17 protein-coding genes are annotated in these 21,997 nt (G+C 71.1%); 11 read left to right on the top strand and 6 right to left on the bottom strand.

Annotation, left to right across the window (positions count from 1 at the left end; all coding sequences use genetic code 11):
* The first annotated feature begins 8 nt into the window (after positions 1 to 8).
* The 3 genes from rpmG to cls all read left to right on the top strand — a co-directional run bounded on the left by rpmG (position 9) and on the right by cls (position 1,963).
* Entirely contained in the window at positions 9 to 173 is a 165-nt protein-coding gene (gene rpmG / locus JMO03_RS06065) for a 50S ribosomal protein L33 (RefSeq protein ID WP_057659899.1), read from the top strand.
* A gap of 79 nt (positions 174 to 252) precedes the next feature.
* Entirely contained in the window at positions 253 to 486 is a 234-nt protein-coding gene (locus JMO03_RS06060; protein WP_202841449.1) for an ArsR family transcriptional regulator, read from the top strand.
* A gap of 55 nt (positions 487 to 541) precedes the next feature.
* Positions 542 to 1,963 carry a cardiolipin synthase gene (gene cls, locus JMO03_RS06055; RefSeq protein ID WP_202841447.1) on the top strand — a complete coding sequence of 474 codons (1,422 nt, stop codon included), beginning with the start codon at positions 542 to 544 and terminating at the stop codon, positions 1,961 to 1,963.
* Between the two features lie 18 nt (positions 1,964 to 1,981).
* Here cls and JMO03_RS06050 read toward each other — a convergent pair whose 3' ends face one another.
* Positions 1,982 to 3,613, bottom strand: coding sequence for a bifunctional AfsR/SARP family transcriptional regulator/alpha/beta hydrolase (locus tag JMO03_RS06050; protein WP_202841445.1), 1,632 nt, complete (start codon positions 3,611 to 3,613; stop codon positions 1,982 to 1,984).
* 117 nt (positions 3,614 to 3,730) lie between these two features.
* Between JMO03_RS06050 and JMO03_RS06045 the strand changes: the two genes are divergently transcribed.
* From JMO03_RS06045 to JMO03_RS06030, 4 genes are all read left to right on the top strand, one after another.
* Positions 3,731 to 5,047 (top strand): tetratricopeptide repeat protein, encoded by a 1,317-nt coding sequence (locus JMO03_RS06045; protein ID WP_202841443.1) that lies wholly within the window; start codon positions 3,731 to 3,733, stop codon positions 5,045 to 5,047.
* A gap of 152 nt (positions 5,048 to 5,199) precedes the next feature.
* The gene (locus JMO03_RS06040) at positions 5,200 to 8,646 is read left to right on the top strand and encodes a hybrid sensor histidine kinase/response regulator (RefSeq protein ID WP_202841441.1); all 3,447 of its coding nucleotides are present in this window, start codon (positions 5,200 to 5,202) and stop codon (positions 8,644 to 8,646) included.
* Between the two features lie 181 nt (positions 8,647 to 8,827).
* Positions 8,828 to 10,510 (top strand): alkaline phosphatase family protein, encoded by a 1,683-nt coding sequence (locus JMO03_RS06035; protein WP_202841433.1) that lies wholly within the window; start codon positions 8,828 to 8,830, stop codon positions 10,508 to 10,510.
* A 5-nt stretch (positions 10,511 to 10,515) separates the two neighbouring features.
* Positions 10,516 to 11,163, top strand: coding sequence for a hypothetical protein (locus JMO03_RS06030; RefSeq protein WP_202841431.1), 648 nt, complete (start codon positions 10,516 to 10,518; stop codon positions 11,161 to 11,163).
* Positions 11,164 to 11,179: 16 nt separating this feature from the next.
* Here JMO03_RS06030 and JMO03_RS06025 read toward each other — a convergent pair whose 3' ends face one another.
* Positions 11,180 to 11,848, bottom strand: a complete 669-nt coding sequence (locus JMO03_RS06025) for a response regulator transcription factor (RefSeq protein ID WP_202841429.1) — start codon at positions 11,846 to 11,848, stop codon at positions 11,180 to 11,182.
* A gap of 276 nt (positions 11,849 to 12,124) precedes the next feature.
* Entirely contained in the window at positions 12,125 to 14,068 is a 1,944-nt protein-coding gene (gene acs, locus JMO03_RS06020) for an acetate--CoA ligase (RefSeq protein WP_202841427.1), read from the bottom strand.
* Positions 14,069 to 14,274: 206 nt separating this feature from the next.
* Here acs and JMO03_RS06015 point away from each other — a divergent pair, with 206 nt between their 5' ends.
* From JMO03_RS06015 to JMO03_RS06000, 4 genes are all read left to right on the top strand, one after another.
* The gene (locus tag JMO03_RS06015; RefSeq protein WP_202841425.1) at positions 14,275 to 15,678 is read left to right on the top strand and encodes a DcaP family trimeric outer membrane transporter; all 1,404 of its coding nucleotides are present in this window, start codon (positions 14,275 to 14,277) and stop codon (positions 15,676 to 15,678) included.
* Positions 15,679 to 15,781: 103 nt separating this feature from the next.
* Positions 15,782 to 16,033, top strand: a complete 252-nt coding sequence (locus JMO03_RS06010; RefSeq protein WP_202841423.1) for a DUF4212 domain-containing protein — start codon at positions 15,782 to 15,784, stop codon at positions 16,031 to 16,033.
* A gap of 18 nt (positions 16,034 to 16,051) precedes the next feature.
* Positions 16,052 to 17,872, top strand: coding sequence for a sodium:solute symporter family protein (locus JMO03_RS06005; RefSeq protein WP_202841422.1), 1,821 nt, complete (start codon positions 16,052 to 16,054; stop codon positions 17,870 to 17,872).
* 75 nt (positions 17,873 to 17,947) lie between these two features.
* The gene (locus JMO03_RS06000; RefSeq protein WP_202841420.1) at positions 17,948 to 18,346 is read left to right on the top strand and encodes a YggT family protein; all 399 of its coding nucleotides are present in this window, start codon (positions 17,948 to 17,950) and stop codon (positions 18,344 to 18,346) included.
* Positions 18,347 to 18,432: 86 nt separating this feature from the next.
* Here JMO03_RS06000 and JMO03_RS05995 read toward each other — a convergent pair whose 3' ends face one another.
* Genes JMO03_RS05995 through JMO03_RS05985 form a run of 3 tightly spaced genes read right to left on the bottom strand, consistent with a single transcriptional unit; the run spans position 18,433 to position 21,710 of the window.
* The gene (locus JMO03_RS05995) at positions 18,433 to 19,119 is read right to left on the bottom strand and encodes a hypothetical protein (RefSeq protein WP_202841418.1); all 687 of its coding nucleotides are present in this window, start codon (positions 19,117 to 19,119) and stop codon (positions 18,433 to 18,435) included.
* 57 nt (positions 19,120 to 19,176) lie between these two features.
* Positions 19,177 to 19,860 (bottom strand): exonuclease domain-containing protein, encoded by a 684-nt coding sequence (locus JMO03_RS05990; protein WP_202841417.1) that lies wholly within the window; start codon positions 19,858 to 19,860, stop codon positions 19,177 to 19,179.
* Positions 19,857 to 21,710: a DUF294 nucleotidyltransferase-like domain-containing protein gene (locus JMO03_RS05985; protein WP_202841415.1), complete on the bottom strand. Its 1,854-nt coding sequence runs from the start codon at positions 21,708 to 21,710 to the stop codon at positions 19,857 to 19,859. The genes JMO03_RS05990 and JMO03_RS05985 overlap by 4 nt, the downstream gene beginning before the upstream one ends.
* Positions 21,711 to 21,997: the final 287 nt, after the last annotated feature.

Genomic DNA, 21,997 nt, shown 5'->3' with positions numbered 1-21,997 from the left:
AGAACGTCATGGCAACCAAGCGCGACAAGATCCGTCTGATTTCGTCGGCCAACACCGGCCACTTCTACACCACGGACAAGAACAAGAAGAACACCCCCGGCAAGATGGAGATCAAGAAGTACGATCCCGTCGTCCGCAAGCACGTGATCTACAAGGAAGGCAAGATCAAGTGACCCGACGGCCCACGCGCCCAGCGCGTGGCTGCCGGAAGGTCATCCCCGCCAAGGCGGGGTCCGAAAGGCCCGCCGAAAGGTGGGCCTTTTTGGTATTTCCCGGGCTGCCGTCTCGCAGCACCTGAAGGTGCTGCGCGAGTCCGGATTCGCGAGCGTGCGCGTCGATGGCCCGCGGCGGATCTACGCGATCGACGCCGCGCCGCTGCAGGAGGTCGACGCCTGGCTCGAGCGCTTCCGCGACTTCTGGCGACAGCGCCTGGATGCGCTGGCCACCGAAGTGGCCCGCGGCAAGCGCAAGCGCGGTCCCCTCTGAGTCGTCGCCTCCGGGCAGCTTTGCCAGCCGCGGGCGCACCACGCAGAATCGGGACATGGCGGATCCTCATCCCGGCGTGGGCGCATGGCTGCTGATCCTGGACTGGGCGATCCGCATCCTCGCGTTGCTGTGGATCCCCATGCGCACGACGCCCGGCGCGGCGCGCAGCTGGATGCTGCTGGTGGCCTTCGTGCCCCTGCTCGGCCTGCCGGCGTACCTGCTGCTGGGACATCCGTGGCTGTCGCGCGAGCGGGTGGCGCGACAACGCATGGCCTCGCAGGTGATCCGCGACGAACAGGCGCCGCTGGCGCACCTGCGCTGGACGCCCGTGGGCGACGGCGCCGAGGTCGAGATGGCGCCGCTGATCGAGCGGCTGGGCGACTTCATGCCCACCCACGGCAACCACGTGGAACTGCTCGACGACTACGACGGCGCGCTGCGCAGGCTGGTCGGGGACATCGACGGCGCCCGCCAGCGCGTGCACCTGCTGTACTACCTGATGTTCGACGATGCGGTCGGCGATGCGGTCGCCGCGGCGCTGGTGCGGGCCGCGGGGCGCGGCGTGCAGTGTCGGCTGCTGCTCGATGCGGTCGGCGCCAAGCGCGGCCTGCGACGATACCGTACGCGCCTGCAGGCGGCCGGGGTGGAGGTGCACGACATGCTCCCCGGCGGCCTGCGCTGGCGCCGCAGCGGGCGGATGGACCTGCGCAACCACCGCAAGGTCGCGGTGATCGACAACCGTGCCGCCTACGTCGGCTCGCAGAACCTGGCCGAGGCCGGCTTCATCCCCGGCTTCCCGAACTGCGAGCTGGTGGCGCGCGTGCAGGGGCCGGCGGTGGCCCACCTGGAGGCCGTGTTCGCCAGCGACTGGTTCATCGAGACCGGCGAGCGCCTCGAGGTCACGCCGACCCTGCCGCTGCACGACGCCGACATCGCCACCCAGCTGCTGCCCAGCGGCCCGGCGTACCCGTTCGAGAACGCGCGCGACACCGTGAACGCGCTGATCCACCTGGCCAGGCGGCGGCTGGTGCTGGCCACGCCCTACTTCGTGCCCGACGACGCGACGCTCAGCGCGCTGCGCATCGCCGCGCTGTCGGGAGTCGACACCCAGCTGATCCTGTCGAGCAGCAACAACCAGCGCCTGACCGCCTGGGCGCAGGAGTCGTACTACGACCAGCTGCTGCCGGCGGGCGTGAAGATCGCACTCTCGCGCCCGCGCTTCCTGCATGCCAAGCACCTGAGCGTCGACGACGGCATCGCCCTGATCGGTTCGATCAACCTCGACATCCGCTCCTTCGCGCTCAATGCCGAGATCGGCATGCTCTGCTACGACCGCGACGTGGTCGCGCGCATCCGCGGCATCGAGCGGCACTACCTCGCCGATGCCGAGCACCTCGACGCCGCGGCCTGGGCACGACGACCGCTCTGGCGCCGCAGCCGCGAGGGCATCGCGCGGCTGGCCGACGCGATGCTGTGAGCCGTCGTCAGCGGGAGGTCAGCGCGCCAGGAACGCGCTGACCTCTTCCAGCCAATGCGGCCATGCGGCTTCGTGCTCGAGCAGCAGGTGGTTGCGGCTGTGCAGGGTCACGAAGCGCGCGCCCGGGATCCGCTCCGCGACCAGGCGTCCCTCGGCGACCGGCACGCGCACGTCGTCCCGGCTGTGCAGCACCAGCGTCGGGCAGCGCACATGCGGCAGCAGGTCGACTACGTCGATGAGCGCGAACTCGCGCATGAACCTCGCGGCGTTGGCCGGCGAGGTCGAGAGCCTTTCGAGTTCGTTGAACCACTCGTGCTGCTGCGCGCTGCCGTCGGGAATGAACTGGCTGGTGAAGAACTGGCGGAACGAGGGTTCGGCCTTGCCCCAGCCGAGTTCGGCGAGCTTGGCCATGGTCTCGGCCTCCTCGCGTTCCTGCGGCGTGTCGCTGCGCACCAGCCGGCCGCGCGCATAGCCGCCGTGCAGCACCAGGTGGCTGACCCGTCCGGGATGCCGGACCGCATAGGCGATCGCGATCGAAGCGCCCTGCGAGATGCCCAGCAGGGCGAACCGCGGCGCGTCGAGCGCGTCGACGACCGCCTCCAGGTCGTCGACCCAGCGCGCGAACGAGAGGTCGGCGACCTCCCAGTCCGACAGGCCGCAGCCGCGTTCGTCGTAGCGCACGCAGGTGTGGCCGCGCGTCAGCGCGCGGACCATGTGGCTCCAGACCGGGCTGTCGTCGTCGTAGGCCAGGTGCGACAGCCAGTTCGCCGCCTTGATCAGGCACGGGCCGTCGCCCGAGACGGCGTAGGCCAGGCGCACGCCGTCGCGACCGTGCGTGTAGCGTACCTGCGCAGGGCTTCCGGCTCCGGCGGGTGCCGCCCGCGCCGCGCCGCGCGAGAGCGCCATCGCCGAGGCGTAGGCGGTCTCGACGATTCCCGACGGCGCCACCCCGTACTCCTCGCGCAGCACCCCCGCGCAACGGAAGTAGGCCGCTTCCACCGCGCCGGCGTCGCCGCGGTGGCCGAGCGCGATCATCAGTTCGGCATAGCCACGCTCTGCATGCGGCTCGAGCGCGATCGCGCGTTCCGCGGCTTCGATCGCCCGTTCGAGCCGGCCGAAGGCGACGCTGCGCTGGGCCAGTCGCTGCAGGCCGTGCGCGACCAGCCGCAGGTGCGCTTGGCGTTGCTGCGCCAGCCACTCGTCGAAGGCGGCCGAGCCGCTGTCGAACCCCTCGAGCAGGCCTTCGGCGCCGGGCGCCAGCAGCGCATCGGTGGCCTCGCCATCGCCCTGCGGCGCGATCTGCGCGCGTGCCTGCGCCTGCGCACGCAGCACGTCGCATTCGATGCGGACCGCGTCGGTGTCGATCCACAGCGCCTCGCCGTCCGCGGCGACGACTTCCGCGCCGCATCCGGCGTTCAGGGCGTAAACCAGGCGCCGCAGGCGGGTGCGTGCGGTGCGCGCATCGGCTGCGGGCCACAGCAGGGCGGCGGCCCGCTCGCGCGCGACGCGCTGGCCGCTGCACAGCAGGTAGGCCAGCAGCGCGAGGCCGTGCCTGAGCCCGAGCGCGCGGCCGACGCCGGCGCACGCCAGTCGTGGCCAGCCGTGCAGGGACACCGTCAGTACGGGAGGGACGCGGAAAGGACGGCTCATGCGCACACTTCTTCGGTTCCGGGACCGGCGCCCCCCAGCCGGAGCCCCATTTGACCCTTCCCCTCTTCCGCGCGCAACGCGCGCGGGCCCCCTGATCGACGCTTCCACGGTATATCCATGCACCACGATTCCCGCGACTGCCCCGTCTCCACCCGCTCCGCCGCCGCCATCGCGCACGCCGAACAGGCGCTGTGGCGGATGGCGACCTACTTCGGCGACCCGTTCGCCGACCTCGACGCCGCCATCGAGGAGGATCCGGGCTGGGTCCTGCCGCTGGTGATGAAGGCCAACTGCCTGCTGTCGGCGACCGAACAGCCGCTGCTCGAACAGGCGCACGCGCTGCTCGACCTGGCCGGCGCCGCGACCGGCGCCAACGCCCGCGAGCGCGCCCATGTCGCCGCCAGCCGCACCTGCGCGCTCGGCCACTGGCGCGAAGCCTGCGACCAGTGGGAGCGCATCCTCGTCGATCATCCGCGCGACTTCCTCGCGCTTTGGTCGGCCCACCTGTTCGACTTCTTCCGCGGCGATGCGGGCAACCTGCACCGGCGGGTGGCGCGGGTGCTGCCGGCCTGGTCCCCGGACACGCCGATGTACGCGCACGTGCGCGCGCTCGAGGCGTTCGGCCTGGAAGAAAGCAACCACTACGACAGCGCGCTCGAATCGGCGCAGGCCGCGCTGGCCCTGCAGCCGCGCGAGCCCTGGGCGATCCACGCCGCGGCCCACGTGCACGAGATGCGCGGCGACCACCAGAACGGCGCGCACTGGCTCGAATCGCGGGTCGCGGACTGGTCCGGCGACAACGCGTTCGCCTTCCACAACTGGTGGCACCTGGCGCTGTTCCGGCTCGAGCAGCTGGACACCACCAGGGCGCTGGACCTGTTCGACGCGCAGATCGTCGCCGGCGACGCCATGGCGTTGCAGCACATCGACGTGTGCGCGCTGCTGTGGCGGCTGCGGATCCTCGGCGTCGATGTCGGCGATCGCTGGCAGGCGGCGGCCGAGCGCTGGTCGGACCACGCCCCGGTCGCGGGCTACTACGCCTTCAACGACCTGCACGCGGTGTTTGCCTATGTCGGCGCCGGCCGCCTCGCACAGGCGCGGTCGGTGCTGGCGGCGGTGGAGGCGCGCGCCGCGGACGCCGATGGCGGGCACCTGGTGCGTATCGCCGGCGAGGTCGGGGTGCCGCTGCTGCGTGGCGTGATCGCCCACGGCGAGGGCGACCATGCCGGGGCGGTAGAACACCTGCTGCCGCTGCGGGGCCGCCACCACACGATGGGCGGCAGCCACGCGCAGCGCGACGTGATCGAACTGACCCTGCTCGACGCCGCGATCGGCGACGGGCGCCGCGCGCTGGCGCGCCACCTTCTCAACGAGCGGCTGTTCGCCAAGCCCGGCACGCCGTTGACCGGCTACTGGGAGCGCCGACTGGGTTAGCCCGCCCCGGCCCGCGCACGCGCACGCGTCGCGCCGGAGCGGCGAGTGCCGGCGCCGACGGCGTGACCACGCCCTTCCGGCGCAACGCGGCGCGCCGGGGGCGGACCGATTGCGTACACTCCGGGCACAGTCTTGTCCGGGGGGGACGCGGCTTGCTGCCGGGATGGGTCCTGCTGCTGGTGTCGGTCGGCTACGCCGCGCTGCTGTTCGCGGTGGCGTGGGTCGGCGACCGCTATCCGCTGTATCCGCAGCGGCCGTGGCTGCGGCCGCTGGTCTACAGCCTGGCGCTGGCGGTGTACTGCTCGTCATGGACGTTCTACGGCGCGGTCGGCACCGCGGTGCGTTCGGGCATCGGCTACCTGCCGATCTACCTCGGTCCGCTGCTGCTGCTGCTGTTCGGCTGGCGCATCCTCGAGCGCATGGCGCGCGTCGCGCAGACCCAGAACACGGTCTCGATCGCCGACTTCATCGCCTCGCGCTACGGGCGCTCGCAGCCACTGGCCGCGCTGGTGGCGACGATCGCGCTGATCGCCGCGGTGCCCTACCTGGCGCTGCAGTACAAGGCGGTGGCGATCAGCCTCGGCGTGCTCGGCGGGCAGGATCCTGGCGGGCCCGCGCTCGGCGACCCGGCGCTGTACGTGGCCGCGCTGATGGCGCTGTTCGCGATCCTGTTCGGCACCCGCCAGGTCGACGCCACCGAGCACCGGCCGGGCATGATGCTCGCCGTCGCGCTGGAGTCGCTGGTCAAGCTGGTGGCGCTGGTGGCGGTCGGCCTGTTCGCCTCGCGCTGGCTGGGCGCGCGCGACCTCGACTACCTCGCCGCGACGCGCGCGCTGGTCGACGTGGGACCGCCGGTGGGGTTCGTCGCGCAGACGTTGCTGGCGTTCGTGGCGATCTTCTGCCTGCCGCGCCAGTTCCACGTGGCGATCGTGGAATGCGGCAACGTCGACGACATCCGCCGCGCGCGCTGGCTGTTCGGCGCCTACCTGGTGATCGTCACGCTCATGGTGGTGCCGATCGCCAGCGCCGGCATGGCCCTGTTCGGCCAGGGTTCGGGCGTGGCGCCGGACAGCTTCGTGCTGGCGCTGCCGCTGGCCGAGCAGCGCGACACGCTGGCGCTGCTGGCCTACGTCGGCGGCTTTTCCGCGGCCACCGGCATGGTGATCGTGGCCAGCGTCGCGCTCGCGACCATGGTCAGCAACGATCTGGTGATGCCGCTGCTGCTGCGCCGCGGCTGGGCCAACCGCGGCGGTGGCGACGTGGCCTCGACCGTGCTGTGGATCCGGCGCATCGCGATCGTCGGCATCGCGGGGCTGGCCTGGGGCTACTACCGCGCCAGCGGCAGCGACGCGTCTCTGGCCTCGTTCGGACTGATGTCGTTCGCCGCGGTCGCGCAGTTCGCGCCGGCGCTGGTCGGCGGGCTGTACTGGCACGGCGCGAGCCGCCGTGGCGCCGAGGTCGGCCTGCTGATGGGCTTCGCGGTATGGATCTACACGCTGCTGCTGCCGAGCCTGACCGACGCCGGCTGGTTCGACCCGGCCTGGGTCCGCGACGGCCCGTTCGGCATCCACTGGTTGCGGCCGCGCCAGCTGTTCGGGCTGTGGGGCTGGGACCCGCTGACGCACGGCACGTTCTGGTCGCTGCTGGCGAACATCGGCGCGCTGCTGCTGGTCTCGGCGCGCTGGCGGCCGAACCTGGACGAACGCCTGCGCGCGGCGCCGTTCCTCGATCCCTACGCCGAGCGCAGCGCGCTCGCCGCGGGCGAGTGGAAGGGCAACGTCGCGATCGGCGACCTGCTCACGCTCGCCAGCCGCATCGTCGGCGAACGCACCGCGCAACGCGCCTTCGAGCAGCACGCACGCGAGCTGGGCGCCGAGCTGCACTCGCAGGCGCGCGCCGACCGCAACTGGGTGCAGTTCACCGAGCGCCTGCTGGCCGCCGCGGTCGGGGCCGCATCGGCGCGGCTGGTGCTCACCAGCGTGCTCAAGGGCTCGGGCATGGAGGTGGGCGAGGTGGTCGCGGTGCTGGACGAGGCCGGCCAGGAGCTGCGCTTCAACCGCGAGATCCTGTCCAACACGCTGGAGAACATCGACCAGGGCGTGAGCGTGGTCGACAGCGACATGTGCCTGGTGGCGTGGAACCGGCGCTACCAGCGGCTGTTCGGCTATCCGGACGGCATGCTCTACGTCGGCCGCCCGGTCGCCGACCTGATCCGCTACAACGCCGAACGCGGCGAACTCGGCCCGCTCGGGCCCGAGGAGGTCGAGACCGAGGTCGAGAAGCGGATCGCCTACATGCGCGCCGGGTCGGCGCATGTCAGCGAGCGCGTGCGCGGCAACGGTCAGGTGCTGGAGCTGCGCGGCCAGCCGCTGCCCGGCGGCGGCTACGCCACCAGCTACAGCGACGTCACCGACTACAAGCGCGCCGAGCGCGAGCTGCGCGAGATCAACGAACACCTCGAGCAGCGCGTGGCCGAGCGCACGCGCGAGGCCGAGATCGCGCAGGAGACGCGCTCGCGCTTCCTGACCGCGATCAGCCACGACGTGCTGCAGCCGCTCAACGCCGCGCGCCTGTTCACCTCGGCCCTGCGCGAGAGCAGCGAGCCGCAGGAACAGGCGCACCTGGCCGAGCGCGTGGACGCGGCACTGCGCGCGGCCGAAGAACTGCTCGACGGCCTGCTCGATGTCTCGCGCCTGGACGCGGGCAAGCTCAAGCCGGAGATCTCGGATTTCGACGCCGGCGCGCTGCTGCGCGAACTGGCGGCGCAGTACGCACCGATGGCCGCCGCGCGCACGATCAGCATCCGCGTGCACGCGCCGGTGCTGCCGGTGCGCAGCGACCGCCGCCTGCTGCGCCGGGTGCTGCAGAACTTCATCGCCAACGCACTGCGCTACACCCCGCGCGGACGCGTGGTGCTGGCCGCGCGTCGCCGCGGCGAACACGTCGCGCTGCAGGTCTGGGATGCCGGCCCCGGCATCCCCGAACACCACATGCGCCAGATCTACGACGAGTTCCACCGCTACGAGCAGCCGTTCGACTGGGACGGCCGCGGCCTCGGCCTGGGCCTGTCGATCTGCCAGCGGATCTCGCGCCTGCTCGACCACGCGCTCGACGCGCGCTCGGTGGTCGGCCACGGCAGCATGTTCTCGATCGTCGTGCCGCTCGGCCAGGCGATCGAGGAGCGTCGCGCCGAGACCCCGCGCGTCGACATCGACCAGTCCCTGCACGACCTGACCGTGCTGTGCGTGGACAACGACCGCGACATCCTCGCCGGCATGCAGGCCCTGCTCTCCCGCTGGGGCGTGGACACGGTGCTCGCCACCACCGTCGACGAGGCGCTGGCGCAACTGGCGCGCGAACCCGACGTGCTGCTGGTGGACTACCACCTGCACGACCGGCTCGACGGGCTCGATACGCTCGATGCGCTGCGGACAGCCGCGGGCCAGCCGATCCCCGGCGCCCTGCTCACCGCCGATGGCAGCGACGCACTCAAGCAGGCCGCGCGCGAACGCGGCTACCGGGTGCTGACCAAGCCGGTCCGGCCGGCCTCGCTGCGCGCGTTCCTCACCGCGCAGCGCCGGGTCGACACCAGCGCTTGAGGTGAATGCCAACGGGTGATCGCATGCGCTGCGGCGACGGGCGAATGCGACCTCCGGCACACGCAGCTCGTGCGCGCCGTCCGGCTGCCGCACGCTCGTCATGACATCGAACGCGCGCTGTCACCCATGCGACACCTGCGCCGCCTAGCGTGGCGGCTCCCCCCACCCCCCGGAGCCTGCCATGCGTCCGCTGCCCACCCTGTTGTGCACGGCGATCGCCGCCGCCACGCTCGCCCTGCCGAGCCTTGCTGCCGACCAGATGCATCCCCGGCGCGAGGGCGTACGCGCCAAGGCGGTCAACGGCGAGACGCCACGGCGCTGGTACGACCAGGGCGCGCAGACCGCCCGCGCCGCCGCGGCGCAAACGCCCAAACCCGGCAAGGCCAGGAACGTGATCCTGTTCGTCGGCGACGGCATGGGCCTGTCGACGGTGACCGCGGCGCGCATCCTCGAGGGTCAGCGCAAGGGCGCCACCGGCGAGGAAAACCGGCTCAGCTTCGAGCGCCTGCCCTACGTCGCACTGTCGAAGACCTACTCAGTCGACGGCCAGACCCCGGATTCGGCGCCGACCATGACCGCGATGGTCGCCGGCATCAAGACCAACCAGGGTGTGATCGGCGTGACCCAGTACGCGCGCCACAACGACTGCGCCTCGGCCGACGGACAGGGCGTGGCGAGCATCCTCGAGATCGCCGAGGCGCTGGGCCTGGCGACGGGCGTCGTCAGCACCGCGCGCATCACCCATGCCACCCCGGCCGCCACCTACGCCCACACGCCCAACCGCGACTGGGAAAGCGACGCCGAGCTCAGCGCCGAGGCGAAGGCGAACGGCTGCAAGGACATTGCGCGCCAGCTGATCGAATTCCCCTACGGCGACGGGCTGGAAGTCGTGCTCGGCGGCGGCCGCAGCTACTTCCTGCCGAACACCGCGGCGGACCCGGAGGACGCCGGCGCCTTCGGTCGCCGCAAGGATGGCCGCAACCTCGCGCAGGAGTGGGCCAGTCGCCCCGGCGCGGCGTACGTGTGGAACCGCGCGCAGTTCAACGCGATCGACCCGGCCAGCACGCGCAAGCTGCTGGGCCTGTTCGAGCGCTCGCACATGGAGTACGAGCACGACCGTGCCGACGACACCGGCAAGGAGCCTTCGCTCGCGGCGATGACGCGCAAGGCGATCCAGGTGCTGCAGGCCAACGACACGGGCAAGGGCTTCTTGCTGGTGGTCGAGGGCGGCCGCATCGACCACAGCCACCATGCCGGCAACGCCAGCCGCGCGCTGTCGGACACCATCGCGCTGTCGGACGCGGTGCGCGTGGCGCGCAACCTGACGTCGGAGGACGACACGTTGATCGTGGTCAGCGCCGACCACAGCCACGTGTTCACGATCGCCGGCTATCCCGACCGCGGCAACGACATCCTCGGCAAGGTGGTCAGCGAAGGCCAGTTCGCGCTCGCCGGCGACGGCAAGCCGTACACCACGCTCGGCTATGCCAACGGCCCCGGCTACCGCGGCGGCAACGGCCGCCCCGACCTGACCACCACCGACACCGCGCATCCCGACTTCCTGCAGGAAGCCACCCTGCCCCTGGGCAGCGAGACCCACGCCGGCGAGGACGTGGGCATCTACGCCAGCGGCCCCGGCGCGCACGCGTTCCAGGGCGTGGTCGAGCAGAACGTGATCTTCCACGTGATGTCGCAGTCGCAGAAGGACATCAACGCGTTCCTGTGCGCGCTGTTCGGCGGCTGCAGCGGGTCGGGCGCAGGGTCGCCGGCAGGCAAGCTGACGCGCCCGCCGCTGGCGCCACCACTGATGGAAGCCGACCTACGTGCGGGCCTGGGCGGCGGCAAGCCGCCGGTCCGCAGGTGAGGCCGGTGCGCCGCCACGCGAGCGGTCCGCGGATCGCCCTGTGGCTGCTGGCGTCCTGCATCGCCGGCCAGGGATGGGCCGCCGATGCCTGGCGCGCCGAGTACGAGATCCACGAGGGCGCTCGCCGGCACGCGCTGGTCGTCGTGCGCGACGACGCGCGCGTGGAGTACCGCGGCAGCGATGCCATGCCGCCGCGGATCTGGCGGCGGCTCGACGACGGCATCGAACGCACCGAGGTGTTCTCCGGGCGCGGCGCGGTCGTCGTCGCCTCGCCCGGCGACCTGCGCGCGCTCGACGAGTTGCCCGACTGGGACACGCTGGCCGGGATCGTGCCACCGTCCCTGCGCGCCTCCCTGCGCGGCGCGGGGAGCGCGCAGCGCTTCGGCGAGGACGCCACGCGTCTTGCCGGTCGCGATGCCGCAGGCCGCAGGGTGACGCTGGAGTGGCTGGATGCGGTCGGGCTGCCTGCGGACTACCGCGTGGCCGACTACCGCCTGCGCCTGCGCTCGCTGGAACGCGTCGCGGCCACGGGCGCGTTCACCGCCATCGCCGACCTGCGCACGTACGATCGCGCCGACCTCGGCGACATGCCGCTCGACCCGTTCGCGCGCGACTACCTGGACCGCTTCGGCAAGCACCGCCACGCGTACTGACCGCGCGCGGCGACGATCAGTCGAACTCGCCGTCCGGCGCGACGACCTTGTCCGGATCGACCGAAAGCTTGCCCGCCATCAGCACCGCCTGGGTCCGGTTGGACGCGCCGAGCTTGCGCAGGATCGCGCTCATGTGCGCCTTGATCGTGGCCTCGGACACGCCCAGCTCGTAACCGATCTGCTTGTTGAGCTTGCCCGAGCCGAGCATCTGCAGCACCCGGAACTGCTGCGGCGTGAGCTCGCGCACGCGCGCGGCGACCTCGTGCTCGTCGGGCGCGGTGTCCGGCGCGCCGCTGGCGATCTCCGGCACCCAGCGGTCGCCTTCGAGGACGTGGCGCAGGGCGGTGCCGAGCGCCTCGGCGTTGGAGGATTTGGGGATGAAGCCCATCGCGCCGTGGTCGAGCGCGCGCCGGATCACGGCCGGCTCCTCGCGCGCGGACACCATCACCACCGGCAGTTGCGGGTGCAGCCCGCGCAGGTGCACGAGTGCGCTGAAACCCTGGGCGCCGGGCATGTTGAGGTCGAGCAGGAGGAGGTCGGCGTCGGGATGGGCGTCGGCCATCGCGTACAGGCCCTGCGCGTTCTCGGCTTCGTGCAGTTCGGCGTTCGGGATCACGCGCACCACCGCGCCGCGCAGTGCCTCGCGGAACAGGGGGTGGTCGTCGGCTACGAGAATGGTGGTCATGCGTTGGGGCCCCGCCTCCTGCGGAACTGGCAACTGCGCCTGCAGGGGCGCCGGCGCGACACTTCGACAACGCGACGGGTCCGGGCGTTCACTGACGTCGAAGCCTTCAATGGAGCCGAAGAATTCACCGGACCGAGAAACTCCCTATTCTTGTCATCCCGAGCGAAGCGAGGGATCTGCTTCGTCCCTGCAGCCGACAGGAGATCCCTCGCTTCGCTCGGGATGACAGCCACCTCGGCTCGCCGCTCCCTGGCCGACCCAAGCCGAGCAACCGGGTCACGCCCCGTGCCGGTTCTTCACAAGCGAATCGACCACCGACGGATCGGCCAGGGTGCTGGTGTCGCCGAGCTGGTCCGGCGCGTTCTCGGCGATCTTGCGCAGGATCCGGCGCATGATCTTGCCCGAGCGCGTCTTCGGCAGGCCCGGCGCCCACTGCAGGAAATCGGGCGAGGCGATCGGCCCGATCTCGCGGCGTACGTGCGCCACGAGCTCCTTGAGCAGCTCGTCGCTCTCGGCCTCGCCCGCCACCAGGGTGACGTAGGCGTAGATGCCCTGGCCCTTGATGTCGTGCGGGAAGCCGACCACCGCGGCCTCGGCCACCTTCGGGTGCGAGACCAGCGCGCTCTCCACCTCGGCGGTGCCGATGCGGTGGCCGGAGACGTTGATCACGTCGTCGACGCGGCCGGTGATCCAGTAGTAGCCGTCCTCGTCGCGGCGGCAGCCGTCGCCGGTGAAGTACATGCCCGGGTAGGCCTTGAAGTAGGTGTCGATGAAGCGCTGATGGTCGCCGTAGACCGTGCGCATCTGCCCCGGCCAGGAGTCGAGCAGCACCAGGTTGCCCTCGGTGGCGCCCTCGAGCAGCTGGCCGCTGGCGTCGACCAGCGCCGGCTGCACGCCGAAGAACGGCAGCGTCGCCGATCCCGGCTTGAGGTCGACCGCGCCCGGCAGCGGCGAGATCAGGATGCCGCCGGTCTCGGTCTGCCACCAGGTGTCGACGATCGGGCAGCGGCCGTCGCCGACCACGTCGAAGTACCAGCGCCAGGCTTCGGGATTGATCGGCTCGCCTACGCTGCCGAGCAGGCGCAGCGAGGCGCGCGAGGTCTTCTTCACCGGCTCCTCGCCCTCGCGCATCAGGGCGCGGATCGCGGTCGGCGCGGTGTAGAAGATCGTGACCTTGTGCTTGTCGACGACGTTCCAGAACCGGGAGAAATCCGGGTAGTTCGGCACCCCTTCGAACATCAGCGAGGTCGCGCCGTTGGCCAGCGGCCCGTACACGATGTAGCTGTGGCCGGTGACCCAGCCCACGTCCGCGGTGCACCAGTAGACGTCGTCCTCGCGCAGGTCGAACACCGCCTCGTGGGTGTACGCCGCATACAGCAGGTAGCCGCCGGTGGTGTGCAGCACGCCCTTGGGCTTGCCGGTGCTGCCCGAGGTGTAGAGGATGAACAGCGGATCCTCCGCATTCATGCGCTCGGGGTCGCATTCGGTCGGCTGCGGGTCGACCACGGCGTCGTACCAGCGGTCGCGCGGCATCTGCATGTCGACCGCGCCGCCGGTGTGGCGCACCACCAGCACGGTCTCGACGGTGGTGGTGCCGGACAGCTTCAGCGCGGCGTCCACGTTCGCCTTCAGCGGCACCTTGCGGCCGCCGCGCAGGCCCTCGTCGGCGGTGATGATCAGCTTCGAGCCGCAGTCGCCGACGCGGTCGGCGATCGAATTGGGCGCGAAGCCGCCGAACACCACCGAATGCACCGCGCCGATGCGCGCGCAGGCCAGCATCGCCACCGCGGCCTCGACGATCATCGGCAGGTAGATGGTGACCCGGTCGCCCTTCTGCACGCCCAGCGCACGCAGCGCGTTGCCGAGCCGGCACACGCGTTCGTGCAGTTCGCGGTAACTCACCTGCCTGGGCGGCGTGTCGGGACTGTCGGGCTCCCAGATCAGGGCGGGCTTGTCGCCGCGCCCTGCGAGCTGGCGGTCGAGGCAGTTGACGCTGGCGTTGAGCTCGCCGTCGGCGAACCAGCGGATGCGGAAATCCTCGACGTCGAAGCTGACGTCGCGCACCCGGGTCGGCTTGCGGTACCAGTCCAGGCGCTCGGCGGCCTCGCCCCAGAACGCGTCGGGATCCCGCACCGAGGCCTGGTAGCCGCGTTCGTAGCCCGCCTTGTCGATGCGCGCGCGCGCGGCGAATTCCTGCTTGACGGGGTAGATGTCGCTCATGTCGCCCTCCCGAGGCTTGCGTCCGGCAATCGATCCTGCATCGCCCGCCAGTGTGCCGCATCCACGCATGTTGCAACGCAACACAGGCCTTGGACTTTGGTCGCACGCAATACCGCCCCCTACCAAAGACGAATAGGCACGGTCGTCCCCGGCGCGCAGCCTCGCCGTGCTAGTGCGTACACACACGTCTCTGGGAGGGGAACTTCATGACAAGACACAGGCCGATGCGACCGCTGGCGGTTGCGATGATGGTGGCCCTGATGGCGCCGGGGATGGCGTTCGGGCAGACCGCGAAGGAACGGGAACTGGAGGCGCGCATCGCCCAGCTCGAAGCGCAGGTGCAGGCATTGCTGCAATCGCAGCAGCAGACGCAGGCCTCGGTCGCCGAGACCCAGGCCACGGTCGCGGCGACCAGGACCCAGCTCGACGAGGTGCGGGTGGCGCAGGGGGCGCCGGCCGACGGCAAGCCGCGCATCCAGGGCTCGCCGATCCTGACCGGAGCCACGCCGGGCAGCGCGTTCTCCTACGGCGGCTTCATCAAGCTCGATGCGATGACCACCGACACCAGCGACGGCGCGATCGCCGAAGGCTCGGCCGGACGGCTGTTCTACGTGCCGGCCACGATCCCGGTGGTCGCCAACGGCGCCGAGCCCGACACCGATCCGTACACCGACGTGCATGCCGCGTTCTCGCGCTTCTGGCTGGCCGCCGACTTCACCAGCGAGGGCGGCGACAAGTTCCGCGGCTTCATCGAGGCAGACATGTTCGGCGGCGGCAGCGCCAATCTGGGCAACGAGGTGGCGACCAACACCCATGGCGTCACGCTCCGCCACGCGTTCGTGACCTGGAACAACTGGCTGGCCGGCCAGACCTGGTCCAACTTCCAGGACGTGGCTGCGCTCCCCGAGGCGGTGGACTTCGTCGGCGTAACCGAGGGCACCACCTTCGTCCGCCAGGCCCAGGTCCGCTACACCAAGGGTCCGTTCTCGGTCGCCCTGGAGAACCCGCTCACCACGGTCAGCAGCGTCGCCACCGCGGCGCGCAACAACGCCGGCGGCAGCAACCTCATGCCCGACCTCACCGCGCGCTACGTGACCAAGGGCGACTGGGGCCACTTCAGCGTCGCCGGCCTGGTGCGCCAGCTCAAGTCCGGCACCGAAAGCACCAGCGGGGCCGCGGTCAGCCTGTCGGGACGCTTCAACCTCGGCGCCAGCGACGACATCCGCTGGATGGCCAACTACGGCGCCGGCATCGGCCGCTACATGGCCTTCGGCCTCGGCGCCGACGCCGTGCTCGACGCCAACGGCGAGCTGCACGCGCAGAACGGCGCCGGTGGCTTCGTCGCGTGGCGCCACGCCTTCACCCCGCAGCTGCGCACCAACCTGATGTACTCGGTCGCCGAGTTCGACAACGACCGCGGCCTGGCGGGATGGGGGCCGGGAAGCTGGGCGGCGGTCGAACGCGCGCAATCGTTCCACGCCAACGTGATCTATTCGCCGTTCCCGAAGCTGGACGTCGGCGCCGAGATCAGCTGGGGCGAGCGCGCGCTCGAGGACGACCGCAAGGGCGACCTGAAGCGTATCCAGACCACCGTCAAGTATTCCTTCTAGTCCGTCGTCCGCGCGGGGCCGCCGTCAAAGGCGGCCCCGCCGACTCCGGCAACGGGAACCATCCGGCGTTCGACACCTGAAGATCCACGGAGGCGTTTCAACCATGAGTGCAGACACTGAACACTGGCGCAAGACCCGCAACCTGACGCTCGCCCACCTTGCGGTCTGGTTCGTCTTCGCGTTCCTGATCCACTGGTTCGCCCACGACATCAACCACATCCGTTTCCTCGGCTGGCCGCTGGGGTACTACATGGCCGCGCAGGGGTCGCTGGCCGTGTTCGTCGTCCAGCTGTTCCTGTTCAGCAGGCAGCAGCACGCCATCGACGTCAAGTACGGCGTCCACGAAGAAGACTGACAACCTAGGGGATACGTCATGGCACTGGAATTCGAAGGCAAGTCCTTCACACAAAGCCTGCCGAAGATCTACGCGATCTACACCGGCGGGTTCCTCGCGTTCTTCGCGCTGATGGCGGTACTGGAGCAGTTCGGGCTCAGCGCGCGCGCCATCGGCCTGAGCTTCGTCGCCTTCACCATCGGCATCTACGCCTTCATCGGCGTGCTGTCGCGGACCGCGGCAGCGGATGCGTATTACCTCGCCGGCCGCAGCGTGCCGCCGGTGTTCAACGGCATGGCGACGGCGGCGGACTGGATGTCGGGCGCGTCGTTCGTGGCGATGGCCGGCGGCATCTTCATGTCCGGCTATCCGTACCTGGCCTTCGTGGTCGGCTGGACCGGCGGCTACATCCTGGTCGCGACCCTGATGGCGCCGTACCTGCGCAAGTTCGGCTGCTACACCGTGCCCGACTTCATCGGCACGCGCTACGGCGGCAAGCTGACCCGGTTCTGCGCGATCGTGGTGCTGATCGTGGCCTCGTTCACCTACGTCACCGCGCAGATCACCGCCACCGGCACGATCGCCGCACGCGCCTTCCTGATCCCGTTCGAGCTCGCCTGCTGGCTGGGCCTGGTCGGCATCCTGGTGTGCTCGATGCTCGGCGGCATGCGCGCGGTGACCTGGACCCAGGTGGCGCAGTACATCGTGCTGATCGTGGCCTACATCCTGCCGATCGTGTGGATGTCGGGCGCGCAGGGCTTCGGCTGGTTCCCGCAGCTGCAGTACGGCCCCGCGGTGGAACGCATCCAGGAACTCGAGCCGCTGCTCGGCGTGGGCACCGCACCGGTCGATACCGTCGCCGGCCTCTCGGCGCTGACCACCCTGCACGCCTCGCCGGCGGACGGGGCCCTGGCCGCGTGGCAGTTCGTGACCCTGGCGTTCTGCATGATGGTCGGCACCGCATCGCTGCCGCACATCCTGATGCGCTACTTCACCACTCCGTCGGTCAAGGCGGCGCGCAGCTCGGTGGCCTGGTCGCTGTTCTTCATCTTCCTGCTGTACTTCTCGGCGCCGGCCCTGGCCACGCTGAGCAAGCTCTCGCTGTTCGACCCGACCCTGGCCAGCTCGATCTTCGGCAAGGCGATCGCCGACGTCGAGGCGCTGGGCTGGGTGCGGAACTGGGGCGAGATCGGCCTGGTGGCGATCCGCGATTCCAACGGCGACGGCATCCTGCAGATCAACGAGTTCTTCCTCAACCCCGACATCATCGTGCTGGCCACGCCGGAGTTCGCCGGTCTGCCCTACGTGATCTCGGGCCTGGTGGCCGCCGGCGGCCTGGCGGCGGCGCTGTCCACCGCCGACGGCCTGCTGCTGGCCATGGCCAACACCCTGTCGCACGACCTGTACTACAAGATCATCGACCCGAAGGCCGAAACCCGGAAGCGCCTGCTGACCGCCCGCGTCCTGCTGCTGGTGATCGGTGCGGCCGGTGCGGCGGTGGCCTCGATGCGGCTGGAAGGCATCCTCGGCGCGGTGGCCTGGGCCTTCTGCTTCGCGATGTCGGGCCTGTTCGCGCCGCTGGTGCTGGGCGTGTGGTGGAAGCGCGCCAACCGTGCCGGTGCGGTCGCGGGCATGGTGGTCGGCCTGATCGCCGGCTGGGGCTACCTGATCGCGGTGCGCAACGGCATGACGCCGTGGCTGGGCCTCGACCACCTGCGCTTCGGCGTGGTCGGCGTGGTCGCCAGCTTCATCGCGATGATCACGGTGTCGCTGCTGACTCCGGCGCCGGACGAGGAGACCCAGCGCATGGTCGACGCAGTGCGCGTGCCGCGCGGCGAATCGCTGGTGCGCCACCACTGACCCGACGGTAGACAAGTTCGGAAACCGGATGCCGGGGCGAGGCGACTCCCCCGGCATCCTTTTGATTGTGAGAGCATGGCCGTCGAGGCCTGGGGCGAGGAGCCGCGACAACGCATGGTGACCGGAGTACCGCTGTACGCAGTCGTGATCGACTACCTGCTGGGCATGGTGATGTGGACCCTGATCGGACGCTTCGGCATGCGCCTGTTCCTGCCGGAGGAGAGCAAGTTCTTCTTCAGCCGCTTTTTCGTCCGGGTCACCGACCCGCTGCTCAAGCTGTTCGAGCCGATCACCCCCGGGTTCCTGGTGCAGCCGATGGTGCCGCTGTACGTGGCCTGGTTCTTCTTCCTGGCCCGCTTCTACGTCATGCCCTGGGTGCTGGGCTACTCGGTGGTCGGGATGCTGTCGTTCCCGCTGGAAGGGCAGATCGCGCAGGGGCTGTACTGGATCACGCAGAAGCTGCTGGGCGGCTGACCGCGTTCGCGCGGAAGTCGCGGGGAGTTACCGGCTCGCGCGTTGTCCAGCGAGCCGGCGACAATCCGGCGCTCATCCGAACGCACTCATTCCCCGGACGTCAGCTCCTCGAACGATTGCGCCACCGACTCGACCTCGAGCAGTTCGCGCAGATCGCGCCGTACTTCCTGCCAGTGGAAGCTCACCGAGTTGCGCACGATCTCCTCGTCCAGCCGCATCAGGCTCTCGACGATCGGCGCGTGCTTGACCAGCGCCGAGGGGCTTTCGTGGAAACAGCCTTCGTCGTCGCCGATGCGGGTCCAGGGCGTCAGGGCGATGCGCGCGCGCACGCGCGCGGCGTGCTCGGGAAATCCCGCGTCGGCCTCCTGCGGCACGCCGGTCTCGTCGAGGGTGGCGTCGAGCAGGCGCCGCATCAGCATGCCGACCCGTTCGGGCGGCATCCCGCCGCGGGCCAGCAGTCCTCCCGCGTAGACCGTGATGTCGGACAGGCAGGCCAGCCACATGTGCCACTTGGCGGCGTTGAGCAGTTCGACGAAGCCGTCGTTCTCGAACAGTTCCGGATAGCGCTGCCCGGCGCGCGTGCGCAGGTAGCCGTACAGGCTGGTCTGGGCGATGAAGCTCGCGCGCGAGGACAGGAAGCCGCGCAGGGCCTCCGCATCGCGCAGCGGCTCGCGCCGCACCCGCCCGCCGATGCCGAGGTAGTCGCGCGCCATCGCGAGGAATCCGGCGAGGCGCGAGCGCGATCCGTCGCCGTCGTCGTGGTCCTGGATCATCCTGCGAGCGCGCCCGTCGTTGCCGTCGATATGCGGACTTTGACCTACTCGGGCGCGCTAGTCGAGGTCGCGCAGGCGCACCCGCGAGACGCCGCCGAGGTGCTCCACCTGGGCCAGCAGCAGCTCGGCGCAGGCCAGCGCATCGGCGACCGCGGAATGTTGCGCGTGCGCCCCGAGGCCGCGGCGTTGGCGCGCAGAGCCCAGCATGAGCGCACCGCCGTGTTCGTCGATGCGCTCGCCGGCGCCCTCGAGCAGCATGCGCTCGAGCGCCAGCGTGTCGATGAAGGGATTGGGCGGGGCCACGCCGCCGTGGCGCCGCAGCAGTGCGCGCAGGAAGCCGCGCTCGATCGATGCGGCGTGCGCGGCGATCGCGCGCCCCGCCAGCGCCGGCAGCAGTTCGGCCAGCAGGCCGGCCTCGTCGGTGGCCTGCGCCAGGTCGCTGTCGAACAGGCCGTGGATGGTGGCGCTCTGTCCGACGCCGGCGGCGCCGCGCGGACGCACGCGGATTTCGCGGGCGCCGCCCATGCGCAGGCGCCCGCGCCCGATCGGGACCCAGCCGGCGGACAGCACCTGGTCGCGCGTGGGATCCAGGCCGGTCGTCTCGAAGTCGAGGACCACGAGTTCCAACGCCTCGAACCGCGTGCCGCGCGCCGGCAGCGGCCGCGCCAGCGCCGCCACCTGCGCCGGCAGCCGCGAGCGCCGGCGCGCCCACGCCTGGCGCCACGACTGCCACGCGCTCACGGGAAATCCTGCGCCAGCGCGGCCTGCGCCTCGCGGATCACCAGGAAGGCGTCGCGCAGCGCGGCGCGCTCGGCGTGGCTGATGCGGCGAACGTCGAGGTGGTTGTGGGGGGCCTCGCCGCGACGCGCGAGTTCGGCGTGCAGTCGCACGCGCAGGCCGCACAACAGCCGGTAGGCGCCATCCAGGCGGTCGCCGTCGGACCGGCTCATCGCGCCGCGCGCGACCAGCGCCGTCAGCCGTTCGCGGGTGGAGGCGACGGTCACGCCCCCCTCCAGCGCGCGCACCCGCACCAGGTCGGTGAGCGGCAGCAGGCCGGCGCCCTTGATCTCGAGCGTCTCGCGATGCTCGCCGCGGCTTTCGAGCACGAAGCGGCGGAAGAAGCCCAGCGGCACTTCGTACTGCACCGCCTGTCGCGCCAGCGCGGTCAGGAACACCGCCTTGCCGCGTCCGCTGGCGCAGTCGACCATCGCCGTGCGGATCCGCGACACAAGCACGGCGTCGCCGTCGATGCCGCGCAGGTCGAAGAAGATGCTCACCCGCAGCACGCCTTCCGGATCGGGCAGGGTCGACCAGTGCGCGAAGTGGCGCAGCCAGCCCGACAGCGGTTGCCGCCACTGCGGCGTGGTGGCCATGATCCCGCCCGGGCAGTAGACGTAGCCGCAGGCGTCGAGGCCATCGCTGACGGTGCGCGCCAGCGCGGCGAAGTAGTCGTCGGCACCGGGCGGCGCGTCGTCGGCGTAGACGATGCCGTTGTCCTGGTCGGTCCGCAGGCTCTGCTCCTCGCGCGCCTGCGAGCCGAACGCGAGCCACGCCCACGGCGCCGGCGCCGGCCCGAGTCCGGCCTGCGCGAGGTGCACCAGGCGTCGCGTCACCGCATCGGTGATCGTGCTCATCACCTTCGGCACCTCCTCGGCCCGCAGGCCCGAGGCCAGCAGCAGCTCGAACAGTTTCGGCACCCGGCGGCAGACCTCGACCACGCCCTCGCGCGTGTCCTGCTTCTGGATCTGCGCGGCCAGGTACAGCGGATGGTGGGTCTGCAGGCTCAGCAGGTCGCGCGTGGTCACCATCCCGACCACGCCGCCGTCGCGGGTCAGCGGCAGGTGGTGGATGCCGCGCCCGGCCATGGCGACGATGCCCGACAGCACGGGACTGTCGGCGTCCAGGGTCAGGGGCGCGGGCGTCATCACCTCCTGCACCGGCGTGGTCGGCTCGCGGCCCCGGGCGAGCACGCGGTTGCGCAGGTCGCGGTCGGTGAGGATGCCTTCGACCTCGCCGCCTTCGCCCACCAGCAGCGACGACACGCCGTGCTCCGACATCACCCGCGCGGCATCCGCGACCGGCGTGCCGCGCGGCACGCTGATCGGCGCGCGCCTGGACAGCTCCGACAACGGCGCCAGGAACAGCGTCGCCGACTGCTTGCCCGCCGCACTCTCCTGCAGCGCGCCGACCAGCCGCTCCTCGAGGCTGCGAATGTAGAAATCGTCGAATGCGCGCGATCCGGCGCGCAGGTCGTCGAAATCCGCCTTGGGCATCAGCCAGAGCAGGCTGTCCTCGATCAGGGTCGCGCGGAAGCGGGTCGGTCGCCCGCCCAGCAGCGATTGCAGGCCGAAGCTCTCGCCCTCGCCGTAGCGGCCGATCAGGTTGCCCTGGCCGTCGTGGGTCTCGACCGCGCCGCGACGGATCAGGAACAGGGTGTCGTTGCGTTCGCCGATGCGCAGGATCTCGGTGCCGCTGCGCCGGTACACCGCCTCGAACGATGCCGCCGCGCGCCGCAGCGCGGCCGGTTCGAGGCCGTCGAACGGCGGGGTCTGCGCCAGGAAGCGTTCGACATCGGCCAGCGGGCTGTCCATGCCCGGATACTAGCGCTCCGGGGCGGCCGGCCGGGCCCGACCCGACCAAGGTCGGTAACGCGTCGCCGCCTGGCGGCCGGGAGCCGGTCGTGTGCACGACCCGCGCGGTGCAGGCTTCATGGCCGTGGTACGGTTCGGCAAGCCGCGGCGGCCGCGCTGGCGTGGTCCGTGCGGGCGGCCGATGGCGTCGTCGCACGGCGCGTCGCCCGGGCGGGCCCGGGTCCGGCGACTTCCGGTTCCGACCTCCTGTGCCCCCATGCCCCCTCCGCTGCCGCCACCGCCCCTGG

This window comes from Luteimonas saliphila, assembly GCF_016774335.1.
GTDB lineage: Bacteria > Pseudomonadota > Gammaproteobacteria > Xanthomonadales > Xanthomonadaceae > Luteimonas > Luteimonas saliphila.
This window is presented reverse-complemented; position numbering and strand designations above follow the sequence as displayed.

Bases quoted from the DNA above. Each gene is read 5' to 3' on its own strand.
- JMO03_RS06005 (WP_202841422.1), top strand. From the start codon at position 16,052: ATGGCACTGGAATTCGAAGGCAAGTCCTTCACACAAAGCCTGCCGAAG.
- acs (WP_202841427.1), bottom strand. From the start codon at position 14,068: ATGAGCGACATCTACCCCGTCAAGCAGGAATTCGCCGCGCGCGCGCGC.
- rpmG (WP_057659899.1), top strand. From the start codon at position 9: ATGGCAACCAAGCGCGACAAGATCCGTCTGATTTCGTCGGCCAACACC.
- JMO03_RS05985 (WP_202841415.1), bottom strand. From the start codon at position 21,710: ATGGACAGCCCGCTGGCCGATGTCGAACGCTTCCTGGCGCAGACCCCG.
- JMO03_RS06045 (WP_202841443.1), top strand. From the start codon at position 3,731: ATGCACCACGATTCCCGCGACTGCCCCGTCTCCACCCGCTCCGCCGCC.
- JMO03_RS06050 (WP_202841445.1), bottom strand. From the start codon at position 3,613: ATGAGCCGTCCTTTCCGCGTCCCTCCCGTACTGACGGTGTCCCTGCAC.
- JMO03_RS06025 (WP_202841429.1), bottom strand. From the start codon at position 11,848: ATGACCACCATTCTCGTAGCCGACGACCACCCCCTGTTCCGCGAGGCA.
- JMO03_RS06035 (WP_202841433.1), top strand. From the start codon at position 8,828: ATGCGTCCGCTGCCCACCCTGTTGTGCACGGCGATCGCCGCCGCCACG.
- JMO03_RS06010 (WP_202841423.1), top strand. From the start codon at position 15,782: ATGAGTGCAGACACTGAACACTGGCGCAAGACCCGCAACCTGACGCTC.
- JMO03_RS06015 (WP_202841425.1), top strand. From the start codon at position 14,275: ATGACAAGACACAGGCCGATGCGACCGCTGGCGGTTGCGATGATGGTG.
- JMO03_RS06000 (WP_202841420.1), top strand. From the start codon at position 17,948: ATGGCCGTCGAGGCCTGGGGCGAGGAGCCGCGACAACGCATGGTGACC.
- cls (WP_202841447.1), top strand. From the start codon at position 542: ATGGCGGATCCTCATCCCGGCGTGGGCGCATGGCTGCTGATCCTGGAC.
- JMO03_RS05995 (WP_202841418.1), bottom strand. From the start codon at position 19,119: ATGATCCAGGACCACGACGACGGCGACGGATCGCGCTCGCGCCTCGCC.